Source organism: Anabaena sp. UHCC 0204, assembly GCF_009711975.1.
Lineage (GTDB): Bacteria > Cyanobacteriota > Cyanobacteriia > Cyanobacteriales > Nostocaceae > Dolichospermum.
On record NZ_VIKW01000008.1, the window covers coordinates 95,733 to 112,216 of the forward strand.

The 16,484-nt window shown below is 34.1% G+C and carries 21 protein-coding genes; 19 read left to right on the forward strand and 2 right to left on the reverse strand.

Annotated elements, in window-relative coordinates:
- Positions 1-112: 112 nt before the first annotated feature.
- Positions 113-397 carry a CRISPR-associated endonuclease Cas2 gene (gene cas2 / locus FJR04_RS08750; RefSeq protein WP_168493689.1) on the reverse strand — a complete coding sequence of 95 codons (285 nt, stop codon included), beginning with the start codon at positions 395-397 and terminating at the stop codon, positions 113-115.
- A gap of 132 nt (positions 398-529) precedes the next feature.
- Between cas2 and FJR04_RS08755 the strand changes: the two genes are divergently transcribed.
- Positions 530-880, forward strand: a complete 351-nt coding sequence (locus tag FJR04_RS08755; protein WP_168493691.1) for a four helix bundle protein — start codon at positions 530-532, stop codon at positions 878-880.
- Positions 881-1,038: 158 nt separating this feature from the next.
- Here FJR04_RS08755 and cas1 read toward each other — a convergent pair whose 3' ends face one another.
- Complete coding sequence (gene cas1, locus FJR04_RS08760; RefSeq protein ID WP_168493693.1) at positions 1,039-2,049, reverse strand: CRISPR-associated endonuclease Cas1; 1,011 nt, start codon at positions 2,047-2,049, stop codon at positions 1,039-1,041.
- Positions 2,050-2,176: 127 nt separating this feature from the next.
- Here cas1 and csx18 point away from each other — a divergent pair, with 127 nt between their 5' ends.
- From csx18 to FJR04_RS08850, 18 genes are all read left to right on the forward strand, one after another.
- Positions 2,177-2,476 (forward strand): CRISPR-associated protein Csx18, encoded by a 300-nt coding sequence (gene csx18, locus FJR04_RS08765; protein ID WP_168493695.1) that lies wholly within the window; start codon positions 2,177-2,179, stop codon positions 2,474-2,476.
- A complete protein-coding gene (gene crn3, locus FJR04_RS08770; protein WP_168493698.1) occupies positions 2,473-3,417 on the forward strand; it encodes a CRISPR-associated ring nuclease Crn3/Csx3 in 945 nt (314 codons plus the stop codon). Before csx18 ends, crn3 begins: the two co-directional genes overlap by 4 nt.
- 43 nt (positions 3,418-3,460) lie before the next feature.
- Positions 3,461-5,779, forward strand: a complete 2,319-nt coding sequence (gene cas10, locus FJR04_RS08775) for a type III-B CRISPR-associated protein Cas10/Cmr2 (protein WP_168493699.1) — start codon at positions 3,461-3,463, stop codon at positions 5,777-5,779.
- Positions 5,776-6,531 carry an RAMP superfamily CRISPR-associated protein gene (locus tag FJR04_RS08780; RefSeq protein WP_168493701.1) on the forward strand — a complete coding sequence of 252 codons (756 nt, stop codon included), beginning with the start codon at positions 5,776-5,778 and terminating at the stop codon, positions 6,529-6,531. The genes cas10 and FJR04_RS08780 overlap by 4 nt, the downstream gene beginning before the upstream one ends.
- The gene (csx10, locus tag FJR04_RS08785) at positions 6,528-7,793 is read left to right on the forward strand and encodes a CRISPR-associated RAMP protein Csx10 (RefSeq protein WP_168493703.1); all 1,266 of its coding nucleotides are present in this window, start codon (positions 6,528-6,530) and stop codon (positions 7,791-7,793) included. Before FJR04_RS08780 ends, csx10 begins: the two co-directional genes overlap by 4 nt.
- A 1-nt stretch (position 7,794) precedes the next feature.
- Positions 7,795-8,316 (forward strand): hypothetical protein, encoded by a 522-nt coding sequence (locus FJR04_RS08790; RefSeq protein ID WP_168493705.1) that lies wholly within the window; start codon positions 7,795-7,797, stop codon positions 8,314-8,316.
- A 28-nt stretch (positions 8,317-8,344) separates the two neighbouring features.
- Entirely contained in the window at positions 8,345-9,502 is a 1,158-nt protein-coding gene (locus tag FJR04_RS26120; protein WP_168493706.1) for a CRISPR-associated protein, read from the forward strand.
- Between the two features lie 48 nt (positions 9,503-9,550).
- Positions 9,551-10,117 (forward strand): Uma2 family endonuclease, encoded by a 567-nt coding sequence (locus FJR04_RS08800; protein ID WP_168493708.1) that lies wholly within the window; start codon positions 9,551-9,553, stop codon positions 10,115-10,117.
- A 24-nt stretch (positions 10,118-10,141) separates the two neighbouring features.
- On the forward strand, positions 10,142-11,065 hold the full coding sequence (csx7, locus tag FJR04_RS08805) for a CRISPR-associated RAMP protein Csx7 (protein WP_168493710.1): 924 nt from the start codon (positions 10,142-10,144) through the stop codon (positions 11,063-11,065).
- Between the two features lies 1 nt (position 11,066).
- Positions 11,067-11,693 (forward strand): hypothetical protein, encoded by a 627-nt coding sequence (locus tag FJR04_RS08810; protein ID WP_168493711.1) that lies wholly within the window; start codon positions 11,067-11,069, stop codon positions 11,691-11,693.
- Between the two features lie 23 nt (positions 11,694-11,716).
- Positions 11,717-12,670 carry an RAMP superfamily CRISPR-associated protein gene (locus FJR04_RS08815; protein WP_168493714.1) on the forward strand — a complete coding sequence of 318 codons (954 nt, stop codon included), beginning with the start codon at positions 11,717-11,719 and terminating at the stop codon, positions 12,668-12,670.
- Positions 12,667-13,113, forward strand: a complete 447-nt coding sequence (locus FJR04_RS08820; RefSeq protein WP_168493716.1) for a hypothetical protein — start codon at positions 12,667-12,669, stop codon at positions 13,111-13,113. Before FJR04_RS08815 ends, FJR04_RS08820 begins: the two co-directional genes overlap by 4 nt.
- Before the next feature lie 2 nt (positions 13,114-13,115).
- The gene (locus tag FJR04_RS08825) at positions 13,116-14,150 is read left to right on the forward strand and encodes an RAMP superfamily CRISPR-associated protein (RefSeq protein ID WP_168493718.1); all 1,035 of its coding nucleotides are present in this window, start codon (positions 13,116-13,118) and stop codon (positions 14,148-14,150) included.
- 3 nt (positions 14,151-14,153) lie between these two features.
- Positions 14,154-14,771, forward strand: coding sequence for a hypothetical protein (locus FJR04_RS08830; protein ID WP_168493720.1), 618 nt, complete (start codon positions 14,154-14,156; stop codon positions 14,769-14,771).
- Between the two features lie 86 nt (positions 14,772-14,857).
- Positions 14,858-15,037, forward strand: a complete 180-nt coding sequence (locus FJR04_RS08835) for a hypothetical protein (RefSeq protein ID WP_168493722.1) — start codon at positions 14,858-14,860, stop codon at positions 15,035-15,037.
- Positions 15,038-15,171: 134 nt separating this feature from the next.
- Positions 15,172-15,393, forward strand: a complete 222-nt coding sequence (locus FJR04_RS08840) for a hypothetical protein (RefSeq protein WP_168493724.1) — start codon at positions 15,172-15,174, stop codon at positions 15,391-15,393.
- Positions 15,390-15,890, forward strand: a complete 501-nt coding sequence (locus FJR04_RS08845; RefSeq protein ID WP_168493726.1) for a hypothetical protein — start codon at positions 15,390-15,392, stop codon at positions 15,888-15,890. Before FJR04_RS08840 ends, FJR04_RS08845 begins: the two co-directional genes overlap by 4 nt.
- A 15-nt stretch (positions 15,891-15,905) precedes the next feature.
- On the forward strand, positions 15,906-16,310 hold the full coding sequence (locus FJR04_RS08850) for a hypothetical protein (protein ID WP_168493728.1): 405 nt from the start codon (positions 15,906-15,908) through the stop codon (positions 16,308-16,310).
- Positions 16,311-16,484 lie beyond the last annotated feature (174 nt).

Here is a 16,484-nt window from a genome sequence, read left to right on the forward strand (position 1 = left end):
GCTTCATACGACTAACTAGAGACAATTCCTTACATCTCGTTACAATAGCCCAAAACCTTACCACACGGGTATTTCAAGCAACCTTAACCCCCTTCACATCCAACATTCAACTTTACAAAATTAAATAATCAGGTGGTTGATAAGGAGGATCACTACCAAAAACTCGTGTATTCTGTTTAGCAGTTTCATCAAGAGGATATACCCGTAAATTATCCTCACTCAACTTAAGAACCTTCAACCATCTTTTTTCCAACTGGTAATTCAACTCCTTATCATCCAAAGGACATTCAAACACCGAATATTGCACCCGTTGACAACGCTGTTCAATCAACTTAGCCAATTTAGTGCGGCGTTTATCATCCTTCACGTCATAACAAACTAACCATAATTTGGGCATAAAATAATTTACAATTGACAATTGACAATTTACAATTACAGGAAATTGCAGGTAAATTAAGTATAAAGCAAATTTTGTTCCTAAATTATTCATTGTCAATTATCCATTGTCAATTGTCAATTATTAAGTATTATGAAAGAAAACATTATTAAGGATAAAAGCTTTTATTTTGCCGTTCGTATTGTCAATTTATATAAATATTTAAGTGACCAAAAACGAGAATTTGTTTTATCAAAACAACTACTACGATCTGGTACTGCAATTGGAGCATTAGTAAGAGAAGCTGAACAAGCAGAAAGTAAAGCAGATTTCATTCATAAGTTAGCAATTTCCTTGAAAGAAGCAAATGAATCCGATTATTGGATAGAACTATTATATAAAACAGATTACCTCACAGAAAAAGAATACAAAAGTATCAATAATGATAACAGAGAATTAATTAGACTTTTAACCTCAATCATAAAAACAAGTAGAAATAATTGACAATTGACAATTGATAATTGACAATGAATAATTTAGGAATAAAATTTGCTTTATGCTTAATTTACCTGCAATTTCCTGTAATTGTAAATTGTTCTGCATTCTCTTATAATTGTCAATTGTCCATTGTCAATTGTCAATTGTCCATTGTCCATTGTCAATTATTTAATCACAAATGCTTCATAACTCAACTCAGAATGTATTAAACACCGTCCCACACACCGGGCTTGTTCTACTAATATTTGACTTAACGTTAAACGGCGATTTTGTGGAGGATATAAAACAGAAGTTCTTAACCTTCTTTCCAACTCCCCCAAAAACAACTTTTTCGCCATAATTCCTAACCAAATTCCCTCCCCATTCGGAGACGGTAAAAAATCCTCAGTTCCTAAAATATCCGATTGAATTATCGCCAGTACCCCGTGGTCCACCACCACCGGACGAAATTCCTCCATTAAATCTAAAACCAAATTCGGACGATAGGGTTCAGTCGCATGGAAAAAACCCAAATAGGGATCTAAGCCCGCTTGTACAGTCGCCGCAAATACCCGCGCTAACAAAACACCATAACCCCAACTTAATAACGCATTAATGGGATCAAGAGGTGGGCGACGGTTGCGGCCTGTGAAATTCCATTGAGACGGGAAACAATGACGTAAAGCCTGGTAATATGTGCGGGCGCAAATCCCCTCAATTCCCATCAATTCATCACGGTTAAATGGTGTAGTGGTATTATTTAAACGAGATGAATAGGCGCTGATTAAATCAATAGCTTCACTCAATTCCGTAATTTTCCCCTCTGTCGCCCGATTGCGTCGTTGTAATAATACCCGTTGATTGCGGATTTTACCCATAATTAATTTTTGCGCCAACGCCATACCAAAAGTAGTTTCCACTGTTCGATATTGAGCTAACCTAACCGTAGGATTACTGGGAAATTGCCCTTGCAGTCGTCCGCGAAATTGCCCATCTTGACGCAGAAAAATTGTTTCAATTCCTTTATCTAGTAATTGGGAAATTACCACATCAGTTAACTGGACTCCTGGTAAAATAACGACTAGGGTAACTTCCGCTAACCGGAAATTCTGGGATTTGTTTTGTTTGACTATTAATAGAGATTCGTTTTGATAGCGAACAACTGTTCCGGCTTCCGTTAAATATAAAGTTGTCATTTTTAGTCAGTAATTGGTGATGGGGTGAGAAAACCCCGCTGTGATAATTGTGCAATGTCGTTGGAATACCCCTTTTCTATCGGGGTGACATAATGAACTTGTTCAACCAAAAAAGGCAGATATTCTGATGTCTAAGTCTGTAGCCAAAAAGTTAGTTAAATACCGCAATTACGGTGTGGCGCTGGGTAATGCAGGTGTGACATGGATAATCCTGATTATTGCCCCTTTGGGATTATGGGCGGTAATTATTTGTACTTTCTCTGTTTTTGTGAGTAGCTTAGTAATAGGCTGGTTATGTGACAGAACTTTATACCGACTTATCGGTGATCTTCAACCTGATGTAATTTCTGCACGGTGGGAATCAGACAATATAGAGGTTATGGCTAGAGAGTATCAAGATTTACCAACTCAGGAAGAACGAAAATGAATTTATCGCCATTATTTCTGTCTATAGGGGAAACCCAAATTTATGAAAATCTCCATTATCAATTTTTGTTAATTGAGTTAGTGGCAAAAGACCGTTTAATCACACCGGATGATTTAATGGATCTATCTCTACCCCAGGGAATTGATGCTACTGGGGGAATAATTATTTCTGGTCGTGCGCCAATATGGTTATTTGGGTGTCTTGTTCATAAGTTACATCCTACCGCTTGGGTAGCTTGTTATGATCCTCGGTTGGGTGCGGTAGTAGTTGCTACTCATTCAAAATTGGTGCATAGCGGTGAAGTAATTCCTATTCATCCCGAAAATGGCAGGAAATCGGCAGGAGAAACTACAACCTCTCAAATCAGAAGCCTTTGTCCAGCTTTGATGATTGTTGGTCCTCCCAATAGTGGCAAAAGTGTCCTTTCCCATGCTTTGTTTCAAGCTTTATTAGCCGACAATCCGCATATTTACTTACAACGCGCCCATTGGGATGGTGAGGGTAATTACTTATTAGAATTAGGTGAAAATGCTACAGATGCGGAACTTGAGGAATTTAAGGCACGCGATCGGGGTAAGCTAACAGATAGATTTTATCCCTATCATGCCCAGTCTATTTTACAATTACGGCGACAAAAATCTTTGGTAATTGTTGATGTTGGGGGGATGGTACAACCGGAGAAGTTACCGATTTTAGAGGCTTGTAGCCATTATTTAATTATCAGTTCTCAACTGGAGTCTATTGCACCTTGGCATGAATTTTGTCACGACAGGGGGAATTTAAGTCCTGTTGCAACAATAATTAGTAGTTTAGCAGATGTAGCAATTGTTCACAAAACTCAACCCTATTTAGAGATGACTTATGGTACTTTGATACTTGGTAAGACCAATCCTTTACCGGATGTGTTGTTACAGCAGGTTAAAAGTCTAATCAGTAAGTAAAAAAGTAATTTAAAGCAGTTAATATCACCGTTGGAAATTGGTTATGAATAGTTATCAGCAGGAAATTATCACAGCAATTAGCTGGTGTTTGGCTTGGGGAAATGACAGAAAACCGCAGTTTGATATTACTGTTTTGCGAGAAATGCAGAAGGCTTTGAGAAGTAAGGGAGATGTACCAGATGAAGTTCAGGCTTTAGTTGATGCAGTTAAAGAATTAGATAATTTACCATTTCCCGAAACCTTAAATGATTTAAAGCAATTAACTGAAAAACACCCTATTTTGTGGGAATCTAAAATTGGTTTAGTTTATGGTGGTGTAACTAAAGTTAAAGGTTATGTATTTGAATCTGAGAAACTTCCTGATATTCGAGGTGCTTCTGGACTTTTAGATCAAATTAACGTAGTTGATTTACGTGCATTTTTTAACCATAATTATCAGCCAGAATCTTCTAATGAAAGAGATAAAAACTTATATTCTATTCAATGTAATGATGTGAGGACATGGTTAAATGAGAATTTTAATCAAGATTGCGAATTATCAGAAGTTCTCATTCCCGAATTAATCATCTATTCGACAGGTGGAAATATTCTGGCTTTTTGTCCCCCTGCTTTTGTTGATGACTTAGCTAATGCAATTGAAAAGCGTTATACATATAGAACATTAACCGCTAATTCCTGTGCAGTTGGTGAAACATTTAAATTACTAGAAATTAAATTGGGCTTATTAAGAGATAATATAGAAGATACTTTTTGGTTAGAGAAGTATCAAGAAAATTATAATCATGAAATCATAGAATCATATTTTGGTAAAATCACCGAAAATTCCTCTATTCCAGAAGACAATTTTAAAAACCGCAAGAGTTTTAACGAACTAACTACAAAACTAGCAATTAGCTTTAATCAACGTCGTAGCGGTAATGACTTTGAAAATCGTCCTACTCGTCGTTATCCACCAATGTTTGAAACTCATCCATATTTAAGGAGAGATGAAACTGAAAAACGTTCTGCAATTACTCAAGCCAATGATCTTCCTGGAAAACCATATTATTCTGAATCCTCTGCTATCAAACGCAAGTTTAGTGATAGAGTGAAAACTGGAGAATATAAAGAAACTGATTGGTATCCAGAAGGTAAACATCCAATAGATGATGGTTGGATAAAAAGATTTGAGTCGTTTTTAGCGAATAATCATCAACAAAAATATCAATATGCTGAAAATTCTAATTTTGATAACATTGAAATAGCTGAATCTCTGACACATTTGGGTAAAGTAAGTAATGGATATATTGCTTATATTTATGCAGATGGTAATAACATGGGTGGTGCAATTCAAAAAATACGCACTCCTCAAGAATATCAAGACTTTAGCCAAGACGTAGATAATGCAACCAGATATGCAGTTTTTATCGCATTAGCTGAGAATTTAAAACCTCGTAAATTACAAGGAATTGACGAATCTCAATCAAGATTAAAAAATGGTGATTTCATTCATCCTTTTGAAATTCTCACTATTGGCGGTGATGATATTTTATTAATCGTACCTGCTGATAAAGCTTTACAAATTGCAAAAATTATTGGTGAGCAATTTGAAAAAATACTTTTAGGTGAAGTTGAAATATCGAATTTACACATAAAAGGCGACTACAAAATAGAAGAGAAACTAACCAATCCTAACAAATTTCATCGTTTTCATGAAACTATATCAGAACATAATCAATGTAAATTAAGTATGTCAAGTGGTGTATTGATTACAGCTTATAACACACCAATTTATTATGCAGAAAATTTAGTAACACAGCTATTAAAATCTGCAAAAAAATATGCTAAGACTTTAAATTATACGGATGAAAAAACAAACAAAAAAATCACTTATTATGGTGGTACAGTTGATTTCTTTACCATGAAATCAGTAACTATGATTTCTGCAAGCATAGAAGAATTTCGCAATAAAGCTTTAACTTTTGATAAACTTAAATTGTATGCTGCACCTTATACATTACCTGAGTTGGAGAAATTTTTTAAATCTATTCAAGCATTGCAAAAAGCCGAATTTCCCAAATCCCAACTATATCAAATTCGTAGTTTTTTAGAAAAAGGTAGAAGAACTGCAAGTTTAAATTATTATTATTTTCGTTATCGCTTGAATAAAGGACATAGACTGAAAGAAAACTTTGAACATATATGGTGTCCAGCAAAAACTAACAAAGGTAACATTGCACCTTGGATGTGCGATATCAAAGAAAATTCCAAGGAAGAAACTAAATATGAAACTATCTGGAGAGAAATGGTAGATTTATTTGGTTTAATAGAATTTGCAGATACTAAATATTCAGAGAAAGTAGAACAGGAAACTACACCATGATACAACTTCAATCATTAATAGAAAATAAGAATAGGCAAGTTAAACCTTACACAATTACCGCCATAATTGATTCAGCTTTATGTGTAGGTGCGGGAGGTTCATCAGGTTCTTTAGCAGATAAACCAATCGTCCGCAACCCAGAAGGTAATTTATTAATTCCTGGTTCACAAATTAAGGGAAGAGTGCGTCATGAATGCGAAAAAATACTAAGAGGTTTAAACTGGGCAATTTCTGAATCTCCCAATGCGGCAAGAATGTTAATTAGGAGAGATAACGCACCAGATAAATTTAAACGTTCGCAATATGAAATACCAGGATATGAGAACACATATCACTGTTTAATTAGTCAGATTTTTGGTGATCCGGTTTTACCTTCGCGGGTAATTTTTGATGATTTGATTTATACAGAAGATCCAGAAAATTTACCAGAAATTATCCGTCCTGGTGTAACTATAAACCGTCGTCGTCGGACTGGGGAAGAAAATAAACTTTATTTTTTAGAAACATCACCAGCAAATGCAAAACTTAAATTTCAAGGCAAGATACATATTCAACCAAGTTTAACACCAGAAAGACCAGATTATGCAAAAGTCTTAATTTTGATAGGTTTAAAACAAATTTATGCTTTAGGTGGTAGTAAATCTGCTGGTTTAGGTTGGTTGCATTGGCAATTAGATGAATTAGAAAATGAAGTCAGAAATATAAATTTAACAGAGATTTGGGAATTTTTAGGAAAAGGTGAGATACAATGAAGAAGATAGAATTACAAATTAAAGCTTTATCTCCTTTAGCAATTTCTCGACAAAAACCTGGTGGTTCTATTAGTGAATGTGAAGATTATATTCCTGGTAGTGTCATTCGTGGGGCAATTGCCGGTGAAATCTTAAAACAATCTGGTCAACAGTTTAGTGATTTAAGTGAAAATGGTGGTGATTTTCAGGCTTTGTTTTTAGGTGATGAACCTGCTATTTTTAAAAATGCTTATCCTAATATTCGCAAAATTGAAAAAGATGATTTTAAACAAGAAGAAGAAGTAAAAATATTACCAACTACTGCTTTAAGTTCAAAGACAAACCCAGGTTTCAAAACAGGTAAGAACTGTAATGGTTATAACTGTAATGGTGTTTTTGACACTCTTTTTGACCGTTTGTGTGCAGATTGCTATGGTTACGCATACGAACCAAATTGTCCTGTTGATGGTGGAAGAGTAGATTCATCAGGAATCACTTTTTATAGTGTGTTTAACGATAAATACTATAAGCTTTCATCACAAAAACGTTTATTAACTAAGGTAGGAATAAATAGAAGACGTGCAACGTCAGAAGAAGAAATTTTGTATAGCATTGAAGTTTTGAATGAGTCAGAATCAAAAGGGAAAAAGCCTAAACCTGTCAGTTATATATCCTCTATTATTGTTCCAGATAACTTATCAGATACACTCTGGCAATTTATTGATAAAAATTCATTGAATTTTCGTTTAGGAGGTTCAACTTCACGCGGTTTAGGTAAAATAGAAATTCATGCTAATTTAGCAAAAATCACCAATAATATTCAATCGAAAATAGAATTATTTAATGCTAAGTTATGGGAACGCTGGAAAAAATGGTCAGTCTTTGGTAATTCAATTGAATACTTACCCAAACAAACATATTTCACATTAAATTTGCAAGCAGATGCAATTTTAACTGAAAAATGGCAACGGACAACGGTAATTTCTCCAGCAATGTTACAACACTTTGTAGGGGTGGATGATTCATCTTTAGAAATTCATGCTGCTTACAGTAGTTATGACTATCGTTCTGGTTGGAATGCTGCTTGGGGATTAATGAAAGATGTAGAATTAGTAACTAATAAAGGTGCTGTTTACTTATTTAGTACAGCACACCCGGAAAAATGGTATACAGCTTTAGCCAATTTAGAGTTAACAGGAGTTGGGGACAAAACTTATGAAGGTTTTGGACAAGTGGAAGTTTGCAATGAATTTCATTTAGTAATGAGAAAGGATGCAGTTTAATATGCTAGATAATTTAGATGGCTTTTTGCAGCAGCAATTAGAGTTTAGAATTCAAAAAGCAATAGCAGATAAAATGGATGATGTGATTGATAAAATAAATACAATAGCTGATAGATTTTCTATTGGTATTGAAGATAAGAAATCGCCTTTTAGAAACGTTGTAGCTAATGCAGTTAGTCCTAGTGCTTCCATTGCAGTTATTAAAAATTTTATCAAATGTTACATTGGTAAAAGCGGAGCAAGTCCTATTTGGAGTAAGAAAATTGGCAAAGATATTTTTGCTATAGAACTGGTTAATGATCTTGATACATTGATAGAATATGCTCATGATATTGTTCGCTGTATTAGGAAATCTATCCCTAAAAATAACCCCTTAAATCAATATGTTGACGATCCAAGCAATCAGACAGAACTTACAAAGCAAATTCATCTTAAACTCATACAACTATACTTAGGGTATCTTGCCAGAAAACATACAGCTTTAGTTGGAGAAGCAAAGTTAAATTCCCATTCTCGAAATTAATTAACTTAAATAAAACGAAGGAGTCAATATGCATCGTCTTGTAATTTCTACTGTAGGGACAAGTTTACTAACTAATGCAGTTAATGAAGATAAAGATCCTAAAAAATGGATTTTCGATTTGACTAAAACAGCTAACTGGACTCAAGAAAAAATTGAAACCAGTTCAGATTATTATCATGTATTTTCTAAAATAATTGTACCTTTACAAATGAGAATAGAGGAAAAGTTAGATGATAGTAATATCTTAGAAATAAGAGAAATGAGTGCGGAGTTAAATGGTATTTATGGTTTATATGATGAGAAAATAGAAGATGGTAGATATGACACTCATATACTAATTACAACAGATACGGCTCAAGGTAAAGCTACATCTCAAATACTAGGAGCGTTTTTAAAAAGCAAAGGTATTGAAGCTACATTCCCCTTAATTCAGCCGGAACTATCAATTTCTAGCACTGCTGTTTTTACAGAAACTATGGCCAAATTAATACCTAATATGCTAGAAACTCTCAAGAAATACAAAGATGACAAATATGAAATTTGTTTTAATTTGGTTGGTGGATTTAAAGCTTTACAGGGATACTTTAATACTATAGGTATGTTTTATGCAGATGAAATTATTTATGTATTTGAGGGTTCTCATGAAGTAGTAAAAATTCCCAAACTACCTATCACTATTGATATAGAAAAGGTAGAAGAATACAAAGTGCAATTAGCTATGATGGAGTTTGGTGCAATACCTTCATTTTGGGAAGAGGCTAAGAAAGTTCCACAAGAATGGCGTGTAATTGTTGAGGCAGAAATGATTCTCTCTACATGGGGTCAGCTAATTTGGGATAGATGTAAAGATAAGCTATTATCTCAGAATTTATTGACTTTCCCAAGAATTAATTATGCAGATAGCTTTACTGAGGACTATAAAAAAATCAAGAGCAACCAAGAAAAGATAAAATTACAGGAAACTATAGCTAAAGTATCTCAAAAACTCACTTTATCAAAAGGTAGCACAGAAATTCTTTTTGGTGGAGGATTAGATTTTAATAGATATAAAAACACTACTATAGATCATTTTCGAGTTAATGATAGTCTCAGGGTAACTTGCCAAGCATCGGGAGATACTTTACAACTTCACTTCTACGGAACTCATGATCATGTTGAAAGAAGTGAAAAAATTAAAGGTAGATAATTAAACTATGTTTGACACATTCAAAAACTACCACCAGCCCATAAAAATATGACCTCCACTCCCGTCTCAACCTTAATCTCCTTAACAGGCTTCCTGAAACTACCCGAAACAAAACCAGCTAGTGAATATATTGATGGTAACATCTACCAAAAACCCATGCCTAAAGGTAAACACAGCGCAGTACAAACATTTTTAGCACCTGCTATTAATCAAGTCAGTACACCTAAAAAAATAGCTCGTGCATTTACAGAACTGCGTTGCACCTTTGGAGGTCGTTCTATTGTTCCAGATATCAGTATTTTTAAGTGGGAATTAATTCCTCTTGATGATAATGGTGAAATTCAGAATGAATTTACAAATCCTCCAAACTGGACAATTGAAATTTTATCACCGGAACAAAGTTCAACCCGTGTAATTAACAATATTTTATTTTGCTTAAAACATGGTACAGAGTTAGGCTGGCTTATTGACCCTCAAGAACGCTTAATCATGACTTTTTTACCTAATCAACTACCAGAAATTAAGCAGAATCAAGATATTTTACCTGTGTTAAATGCTTTAGCAAACTGGGAAATATCTGTTGAGGATATATTTAGTTGTCTCCGGCTAAATTAATTAATAATTAAGTGGTAAATTTATATGTTCGACACATTCAAAAACCGCCTAGAAATCACAGGTAAACTCACAACAATTACCGCATTACGCATTAGTCAAGGACGATCCACCGAACCTATCGGAACAGATTTACCCGTCATCAAAGACGCATTAGGACAACCATTAATACCAGGTTCTAGCTTTAAAGGTGCATTAAGATCAAGATTAGAAAGTTTCCTCAGAGGAATTGATTCTAGTTTTGCAGCTAACCCAGCAATAGAAGCAGAATGGTCAATTACCAACGACCGCATGAATGGAAAAAATGGTATTAAGAAAGAGATTGAAAAAGAACTTGAACAATATCCAGAAAAAGAACGTGCTGCAATAAAAGATCACTTACTCACAGATAAAATTATCAATGAAACAGATTTAATATCTCAACTTTTCGGTTCTCCCTGGATAGCAAGTAAATTCCAAGTCCACGACTTAACCGTAGTAACTGATACATGGTTTGGACAATATCAAGAAAGAGACGGAGTAGCAATTGATAGAGACACTGAAACAGCAGCCGACGGGAAACTTTATGATTTCCAAGTAGTACCAGCTAATACAGAATTTGAATTTCGCGCAGTAGTAGAAAACGCAGCAGAATGGGAACTAGGATTATTAATGATTGGGTTACACCAATTTGAAACAGAACAAATTCCCCTTGGTGGTGGACGTTCTCGCGGGTTAGGAGTTGTTAAACTAGATATCAAGGATATGCACTGGGTAGACGCAACTAACGAAGAAGACCCCACAAAAACTGACCCAAATAAATTACTAGAATATCTTAAAAAGCTGGTAAATAATGAGTCAGGATATACTGATGCAAAGCCTTTAAAAACAAAATGGACACAAGCTCTAATTAACCATTTAGAGCAGAAAATTAATAGTCATTCCACCAGGTCAATTCTTGCAGGAGAATAATATGGCTTTCAGTAATTTCAAAACCATCGGTGAAGTCCTCAAAGCATTTCAAGTTACCTATACGGAAGCCAATTTCATCAGCGAACTTGCTTTTAATATCCCCGACTATTTCCGGGAAGATTTAGAACTAATGATGCGGGATGCTGTTGTTGATAACTCAGAATTTGCTATTTGTGAAAATCTCATTTACCCAGTTATCAAAGAAATTTGGAAAACATACCGCCAACACTTTGTTTTATGGAGTCATCAATCATTAAATTATGATGAAAAATTATCAGGATTTCCTGAATATATTTTAGCTAAACGTTCGCCATTAGGTAAATTTGTTTTTGATAAACCATACTTTATTTTAGTGGAAGCAAAACAAGACAACTTTGAAACAGGTTGGGCGCAGTGTTTAGCCGAAATGATCGCAGCGCAAAGATTAAATGGAGAATATCAAATAATTATTTTTGGTATTGTTTCTAATGGAATAACGTGGCAAATTGGTAAATTAGAAAATGAGGTTTTTACCAGAAATAGCACTTATTACACAATTCAAGAACTAGATAAATTATTTGCTGCTGTTAATTTCGTATTTCAACAATCTGAATTACAGTTAAATAATTTAGTTTTAGCTGCTGCTTAAATTTACCTAATTAAACTAAGATTATGCACAAAAAATTTGTAAATCACTGCACCATAGATTTAAGCATCATTCCTGATGGACCAATTCTCATCAAATCTGGAAAAGAAGGAGCAGATCCAACAAAACCAGATATGGAATTTGTCGAAACCTATCACGCTGGTGGAAGGACAATATACTTACCCGGAAGCAGTTTAAAAGGTGCAATTCGCGCTCATGCTGAACGGATTGTCAGAACAGTAGGAGAAGAAAAAGCTAATACTAAAAACTTACCTTGGGCTAATGATCCATTAAATGATAAATATGAATATTTGAAAAATCAATCATCTAGCGATATTTACAAACTTTCTTCTTTTACAGATCAAATGTTTGGTAATACTTCTATTGCTAGTAGAATCAGAATAGAAGATGCTTATCCTGATAATTCTAAACCAGTAAAAACCGAAGAAAGAAATGGTGTAGCTATAGATAGAGTATTTGGTTCTGTTGCTGTTGGACCATTTAATTATCAAGTTTGCACTGCGGGAGAATTTAAGACTAAATTACATTTAAAAAACTTCACCCTTGCACAGTTAGGTTTAATAGGTTTAGTGCTACGCGACTTAAATGATGGTTGGTTTGGTTTAGGTTTTGCTAAATCTCGCGGTTTGGGAACTGTAGAAGTCAAGTTAAATCAAGCAGTTGTCCAATATCCTGGTTGTGAATTGAAAAATGGTAGTATTCACATTTTTGGTAGAAAAAAAGATCCTTGGGCTGTTAATTCTATATTAGGTGTAGGAGAATTCTTAGAACCTAAAGAAGCAGAAAAATACAATTTTCCTAATTCAGATAAACAATATTCTGAATCTGCTATTACTGAATCTATGGATTTAAACTTTGGTGTTAAATTAACTTGGATAAATGATGATAAAAACAGTGTAATTGATTTATTTAATCAAACTGTTAAGTCTTGGAGTCAATTATTAGGAGTTGCTAAATGAAGCCTTTCGTTGGTTATCAAGAAAAGCCTGTATCCGTGTCTGATTTATTGAAAATAATCAATGAATTAAAAACAGAAAATACCTATTATTTTCTTCGTTGGACTCATAGAATAAGTGGAATTATCAAGGAAAAACTTACAGATGATCAATTTCCTATGTTAGAAGGGCAAATATTTAATCATGAATTTGAATTAAGATGGAAGCATAAAAGACAAAATACGTATGAAGTCTTGTTTTTAAGTATTAATGATCAAAATTCAGAATTTCAACCATTAGGTGAAAATTGGCAAATAGAAGAACGTAAGGCACATTTTTATCAAAAAACAGAAACTCGCTTTCCTAAAGGTTTTGATTATCCTAAAGATTTAAATATTAAACAACGCTATTTTCAGGATAAAACAACCGCAACTGTACATTTTGTAGCACTCACAGTTGAGAAATAAATATGACTTATTCGCAACCAAATAAACCTACCCCTAAAAGTACATCTCAGTCAGAAAATCCCAAACCTTATGATTTTGTTTCATTTCCTAGAGAAAAACCTAATTTACAACGTCCTTTTGGACATCATAAATATGATCAAAATCGTTTACATGGGACAATTCACCTCACACTAAAAGTACAAACATCATTGCATATTTCTACAGGTGCAGTAGTTTTAGGAAGCGATATAGGTAGTAAAATTTCCCTACTGAAAACCATGATTCAGGGAGTTGATGCTAAATTATCAATTCAAGGAAGTTCTTTAAAAGGCTGTATTCGTTCCGTTTATGAAGCAATTACTAATAGTACATTAGGGGCAGTTACTTCTAAATACAAAGAAAAAATTCCTGCTGAACGTTTACCTTGTAAAAATAAAGAAAAACTTTGTCCAGCTAGTCAAGTATTTGGTGCATTAGATTGGCAAGGTTTGTTAGATTTTAATGATGCTAACTGCGAAAGAATCGGCTTTTCTACAGGATTTATGCCTTCTTTATATGCTCCTCGTCCTAATTGTGACGCATATTATCAGCGAGGTAAATTAGCTGGACGTAAGTTTTATTATAATATGTCCAAAGCCATTGAAAAAGGACAAAAAGACGGGATTTCTGTCCAACAAGCAGGAAAGGAATATACTTTTAAAACACAAATTACTTTTAAAAACTTACTTCCCGAAGAATTAGGAACATTATTAATTGTTTTGGGACAAGATAAACAATATCCCATAGCTTTAAAAGTAGGTGGTGGTAAACCAATTGGAATGGGAACAATGACGGTAAATGTTGATAAAATCAATCAACCACAAAACTTAAAACAGCGTTATTCATCCTATCAAGTGAGTGAAAATGATGATTTAACAGGAGATAAATTACAGCAATTTATCCAAAAGCAAATTCAAGCTGCACATTCAACGAATTTAATTCAAGAAGACCAGCTAAAAGAACTAGCAGCGATTTTACGTTATCCCAATGACAGACCAGCACCAACAGGAATGTATTAAATTATGAGTTTAACAGATAAACAGTGGGAAATTGCTCATGCGATCGCCCAAACTTTAGTCCAAGAACATACAGATGTCAACGAAGTAAGTAAAGCTGTTGCATATTTACGCACAGTCATTGATAAAAATGATGCTACATCCAGATTTTTAACTTATCTTAAAATATTAGTTAAAGATGGAAGACAAATTAGCCATAGTAAAGATACTCCTAGATATTATCGCAATATAGAGGCTACCTGTAGTCAATATTTTAAAAGTAACAGTGATGCTGTAACTATTTTGCAAATCTTAGGTTGGGTATCACGTTTGATGAAATATTATAAAAATTCTGGTATTCCTATTGGGGAAATTACCACACCCACAGCAACAGTTATAGAATCAGCTCGTCAAGCAGAAATTGCGAAAGTTACGGAATCTCAAGAGTTTAAAGAAGGAGATATTATAGATGCAAAAGTTACTAAAATCAATGGAAACAAGGTCACTTATGAAATATTGGAAGTCATTAAACTGACTCAAAAAGAACCGAAAAAGGCAAATGTTCTTCAGGAAGGACAGACAGTAAAGGTGAAAATCGTATCTCTTAAGGATGATGGAAGTATTAAAAGTGTTAAGTGTATTTAGCGAGAGTTTTTCCAAAATATTGTACAATTTGATGATATTGACGGAAAATTGCTTATAATCAAAATGTAGTTTTTAGAGGTTAGATTATGACTAAATCAAGGTCAAGCTTCAAAATAGGATTTGACTCGTATTCTGCATGGACGCATTGTGAATCTTTTCAACAACAGTACAAAACTGTTACTCAGTCTCAAGTAACACTCCAAATTGTTACTGACTCTCCTGTTTTCCTGGCTTTAAATCCTACTTTCATCATTAAAGTAGCCTAAGAACAAGCCTGCTTGATTATGTTTAGCTCTACTTCTTGTAGAGCTATCATAAAATGTGAGGGAGAGCAAATCTAGTTTTAACGACAGTATTTAGCTCTCTAGTTTTTAGATAAAGTAGAGGTTAAAAGTAAATTATGAGTAAACAGGAACAAAACAAAGTTTTATTTGTTACTGGTGTGCAAGTAGCAATTGATGAAGAACATAGGATATTGATAGCAGGAATGCTTTCAAACAGTCCATTTGTGGAAGATAGCCAAGAATCATCAACCATACATCCGATAAATTTCGCATTTACTCGACAACACGCAGCATTTTTAAGAGATAGACTAGATGAATTTTTAAACGGAGAAGTATGAATTATAGTAAAAGTTCAGCACCAGAAAATTTATTACCAACGTTTGACAGAAAAGGTGAGCCTAAAACTACCTGGATTAAACGTGATTCGTCTCCTTTACGCTTAATTACTTCCGATAAAGTGAAAAGTTCGGGTTTAATTCCTGCTGAAATACAAAAATTAGTTGAAGAACTGGTTGAAAAAATAGAAGAGGTAGAAAAAGTTATCGGAATAGCTACAAGTTTCCCTGATATTCATTGGATTGATTTTAAGATCAAGCTGAAAGACAACAGCGAATTATCAGATGAAACCTGGGAGAAAATTCAGGATATGGTTATTGACTGTGAATGGAAATTAATAGATGATTCTACTGAAGAATGGTATTTTCGTCCTCAAATAGTAGATAGATTTTATTTACTTAGAGATGAGGTAATAGCCGATTCTGATAAAAAACAACCTAATGAGGCAAGTAAATCAAAAATGTGGTTATGTAATCCTCGTAGCTTCACTGTAGTTTAGCTTTGGCAATAAATCATGACTTGTGAACGCTACCTTCTGCAAGCTAAAAGCAACGAAAATGCAGCACGTGATATTGAAACTGTTTATCCTGATTGGACAGTAACTATGTGTTTTTATGCAGCATTGCACTGGGTAGAATATTATGCTTGTAAAAGAGGAGATGATATATCAAGTCAATGTCCAGCACCATCTCCTCATGATTCTCGTCGGGGATATGTTCGTCAAGTTGCGAAGAAACTGGATAACAGAAGATTGGAGAAACTTTATCAAGATTTAGAAAGCGCAAGTCGAAAAGCTAGATACTTAGAAAGTGTAAAATATAGTAGTGCAATAGATTATTTTCAAGGACACAAATCAGAAGTAAGTAAGTCTTTTGATAAGTTACAGCAGATAAAAGATATCTTAGAGAATATCAAATAATCTGTATTTATAATTCCTCGCAAGGGGACGGAAACAAACCATCGTCCTATGCTGAATTGGAGTCCAATCTATTTAATAGATTGATTCCATGTAAAGACGAAAGTCCGTGAGATGCTGGATAATCAATTAGATTAATTTCTATCCCATCTCTCTTCCCCGCAAGGGGATTAAAAT

Excerpts from the sequence above, each read along its gene's own strand:
- FJR04_RS08755 (WP_168493691.1), top strand. The coding sequence starts at position 530 with ATGAAAGAAAACATTATTAAGGATAAAAGCTTTTATTTTGCCGTTCGT.
- cas10 (WP_168493699.1), top strand. The coding sequence starts at position 3,461 with ATGAATAGTTATCAGCAGGAAATTATCACAGCAATTAGCTGGTGTTTG.
- cas2 (WP_168493689.1), bottom strand. The coding sequence starts at position 397 with ATGCCCAAATTATGGTTAGTTTGTTATGACGTGAAGGATGATAAACGC.
- FJR04_RS08825 (WP_168493718.1), top strand. The coding sequence starts at position 13,116 with ATGACTTATTCGCAACCAAATAAACCTACCCCTAAAAGTACATCTCAG.
- FJR04_RS08835 (WP_168493722.1), top strand. The coding sequence starts at position 14,858 with ATGACTAAATCAAGGTCAAGCTTCAAAATAGGATTTGACTCGTATTCT.
- FJR04_RS08815 (WP_168493714.1), top strand. The coding sequence starts at position 11,717 with ATGCACAAAAAATTTGTAAATCACTGCACCATAGATTTAAGCATCATT.
- FJR04_RS08810 (WP_168493711.1), top strand. The coding sequence starts at position 11,067 with ATGGCTTTCAGTAATTTCAAAACCATCGGTGAAGTCCTCAAAGCATTT.
- FJR04_RS26120 (WP_168493706.1), top strand. The coding sequence starts at position 8,345 with ATGCATCGTCTTGTAATTTCTACTGTAGGGACAAGTTTACTAACTAAT.
- FJR04_RS08780 (WP_168493701.1), top strand. The coding sequence starts at position 5,776 with ATGATACAACTTCAATCATTAATAGAAAATAAGAATAGGCAAGTTAAA.
- FJR04_RS08800 (WP_168493708.1), top strand. The coding sequence starts at position 9,551 with ATGACCTCCACTCCCGTCTCAACCTTAATCTCCTTAACAGGCTTCCTG.
- csx10 (WP_168493703.1), top strand. The coding sequence starts at position 6,528 with ATGAAGAAGATAGAATTACAAATTAAAGCTTTATCTCCTTTAGCAATT.
- cas1 (WP_168493693.1), bottom strand. The coding sequence starts at position 2,049 with ATGACAACTTTATATTTAACGGAAGCCGGAACAGTTGTTCGCTATCAA.
- csx7 (WP_168493710.1), top strand. The coding sequence starts at position 10,142 with ATGTTCGACACATTCAAAAACCGCCTAGAAATCACAGGTAAACTCACA.
- FJR04_RS08840 (WP_168493724.1), top strand. The coding sequence starts at position 15,172 with ATGAGTAAACAGGAACAAAACAAAGTTTTATTTGTTACTGGTGTGCAA.
- crn3 (WP_168493698.1), top strand. The coding sequence starts at position 2,473 with ATGAATTTATCGCCATTATTTCTGTCTATAGGGGAAACCCAAATTTAT.
- FJR04_RS08850 (WP_168493728.1), top strand. The coding sequence starts at position 15,906 with ATGACTTGTGAACGCTACCTTCTGCAAGCTAAAAGCAACGAAAATGCA.
- FJR04_RS08790 (WP_168493705.1), top strand. The coding sequence starts at position 7,795 with ATGCTAGATAATTTAGATGGCTTTTTGCAGCAGCAATTAGAGTTTAGA.
- csx18 (WP_168493695.1), top strand. The coding sequence starts at position 2,177 with ATGTCTAAGTCTGTAGCCAAAAAGTTAGTTAAATACCGCAATTACGGT.
- FJR04_RS08845 (WP_168493726.1), top strand. The coding sequence starts at position 15,390 with ATGAATTATAGTAAAAGTTCAGCACCAGAAAATTTATTACCAACGTTT.
- FJR04_RS08820 (WP_168493716.1), top strand. The coding sequence starts at position 12,667 with ATGAAGCCTTTCGTTGGTTATCAAGAAAAGCCTGTATCCGTGTCTGAT.
- FJR04_RS08830 (WP_168493720.1), top strand. The coding sequence starts at position 14,154 with ATGAGTTTAACAGATAAACAGTGGGAAATTGCTCATGCGATCGCCCAA.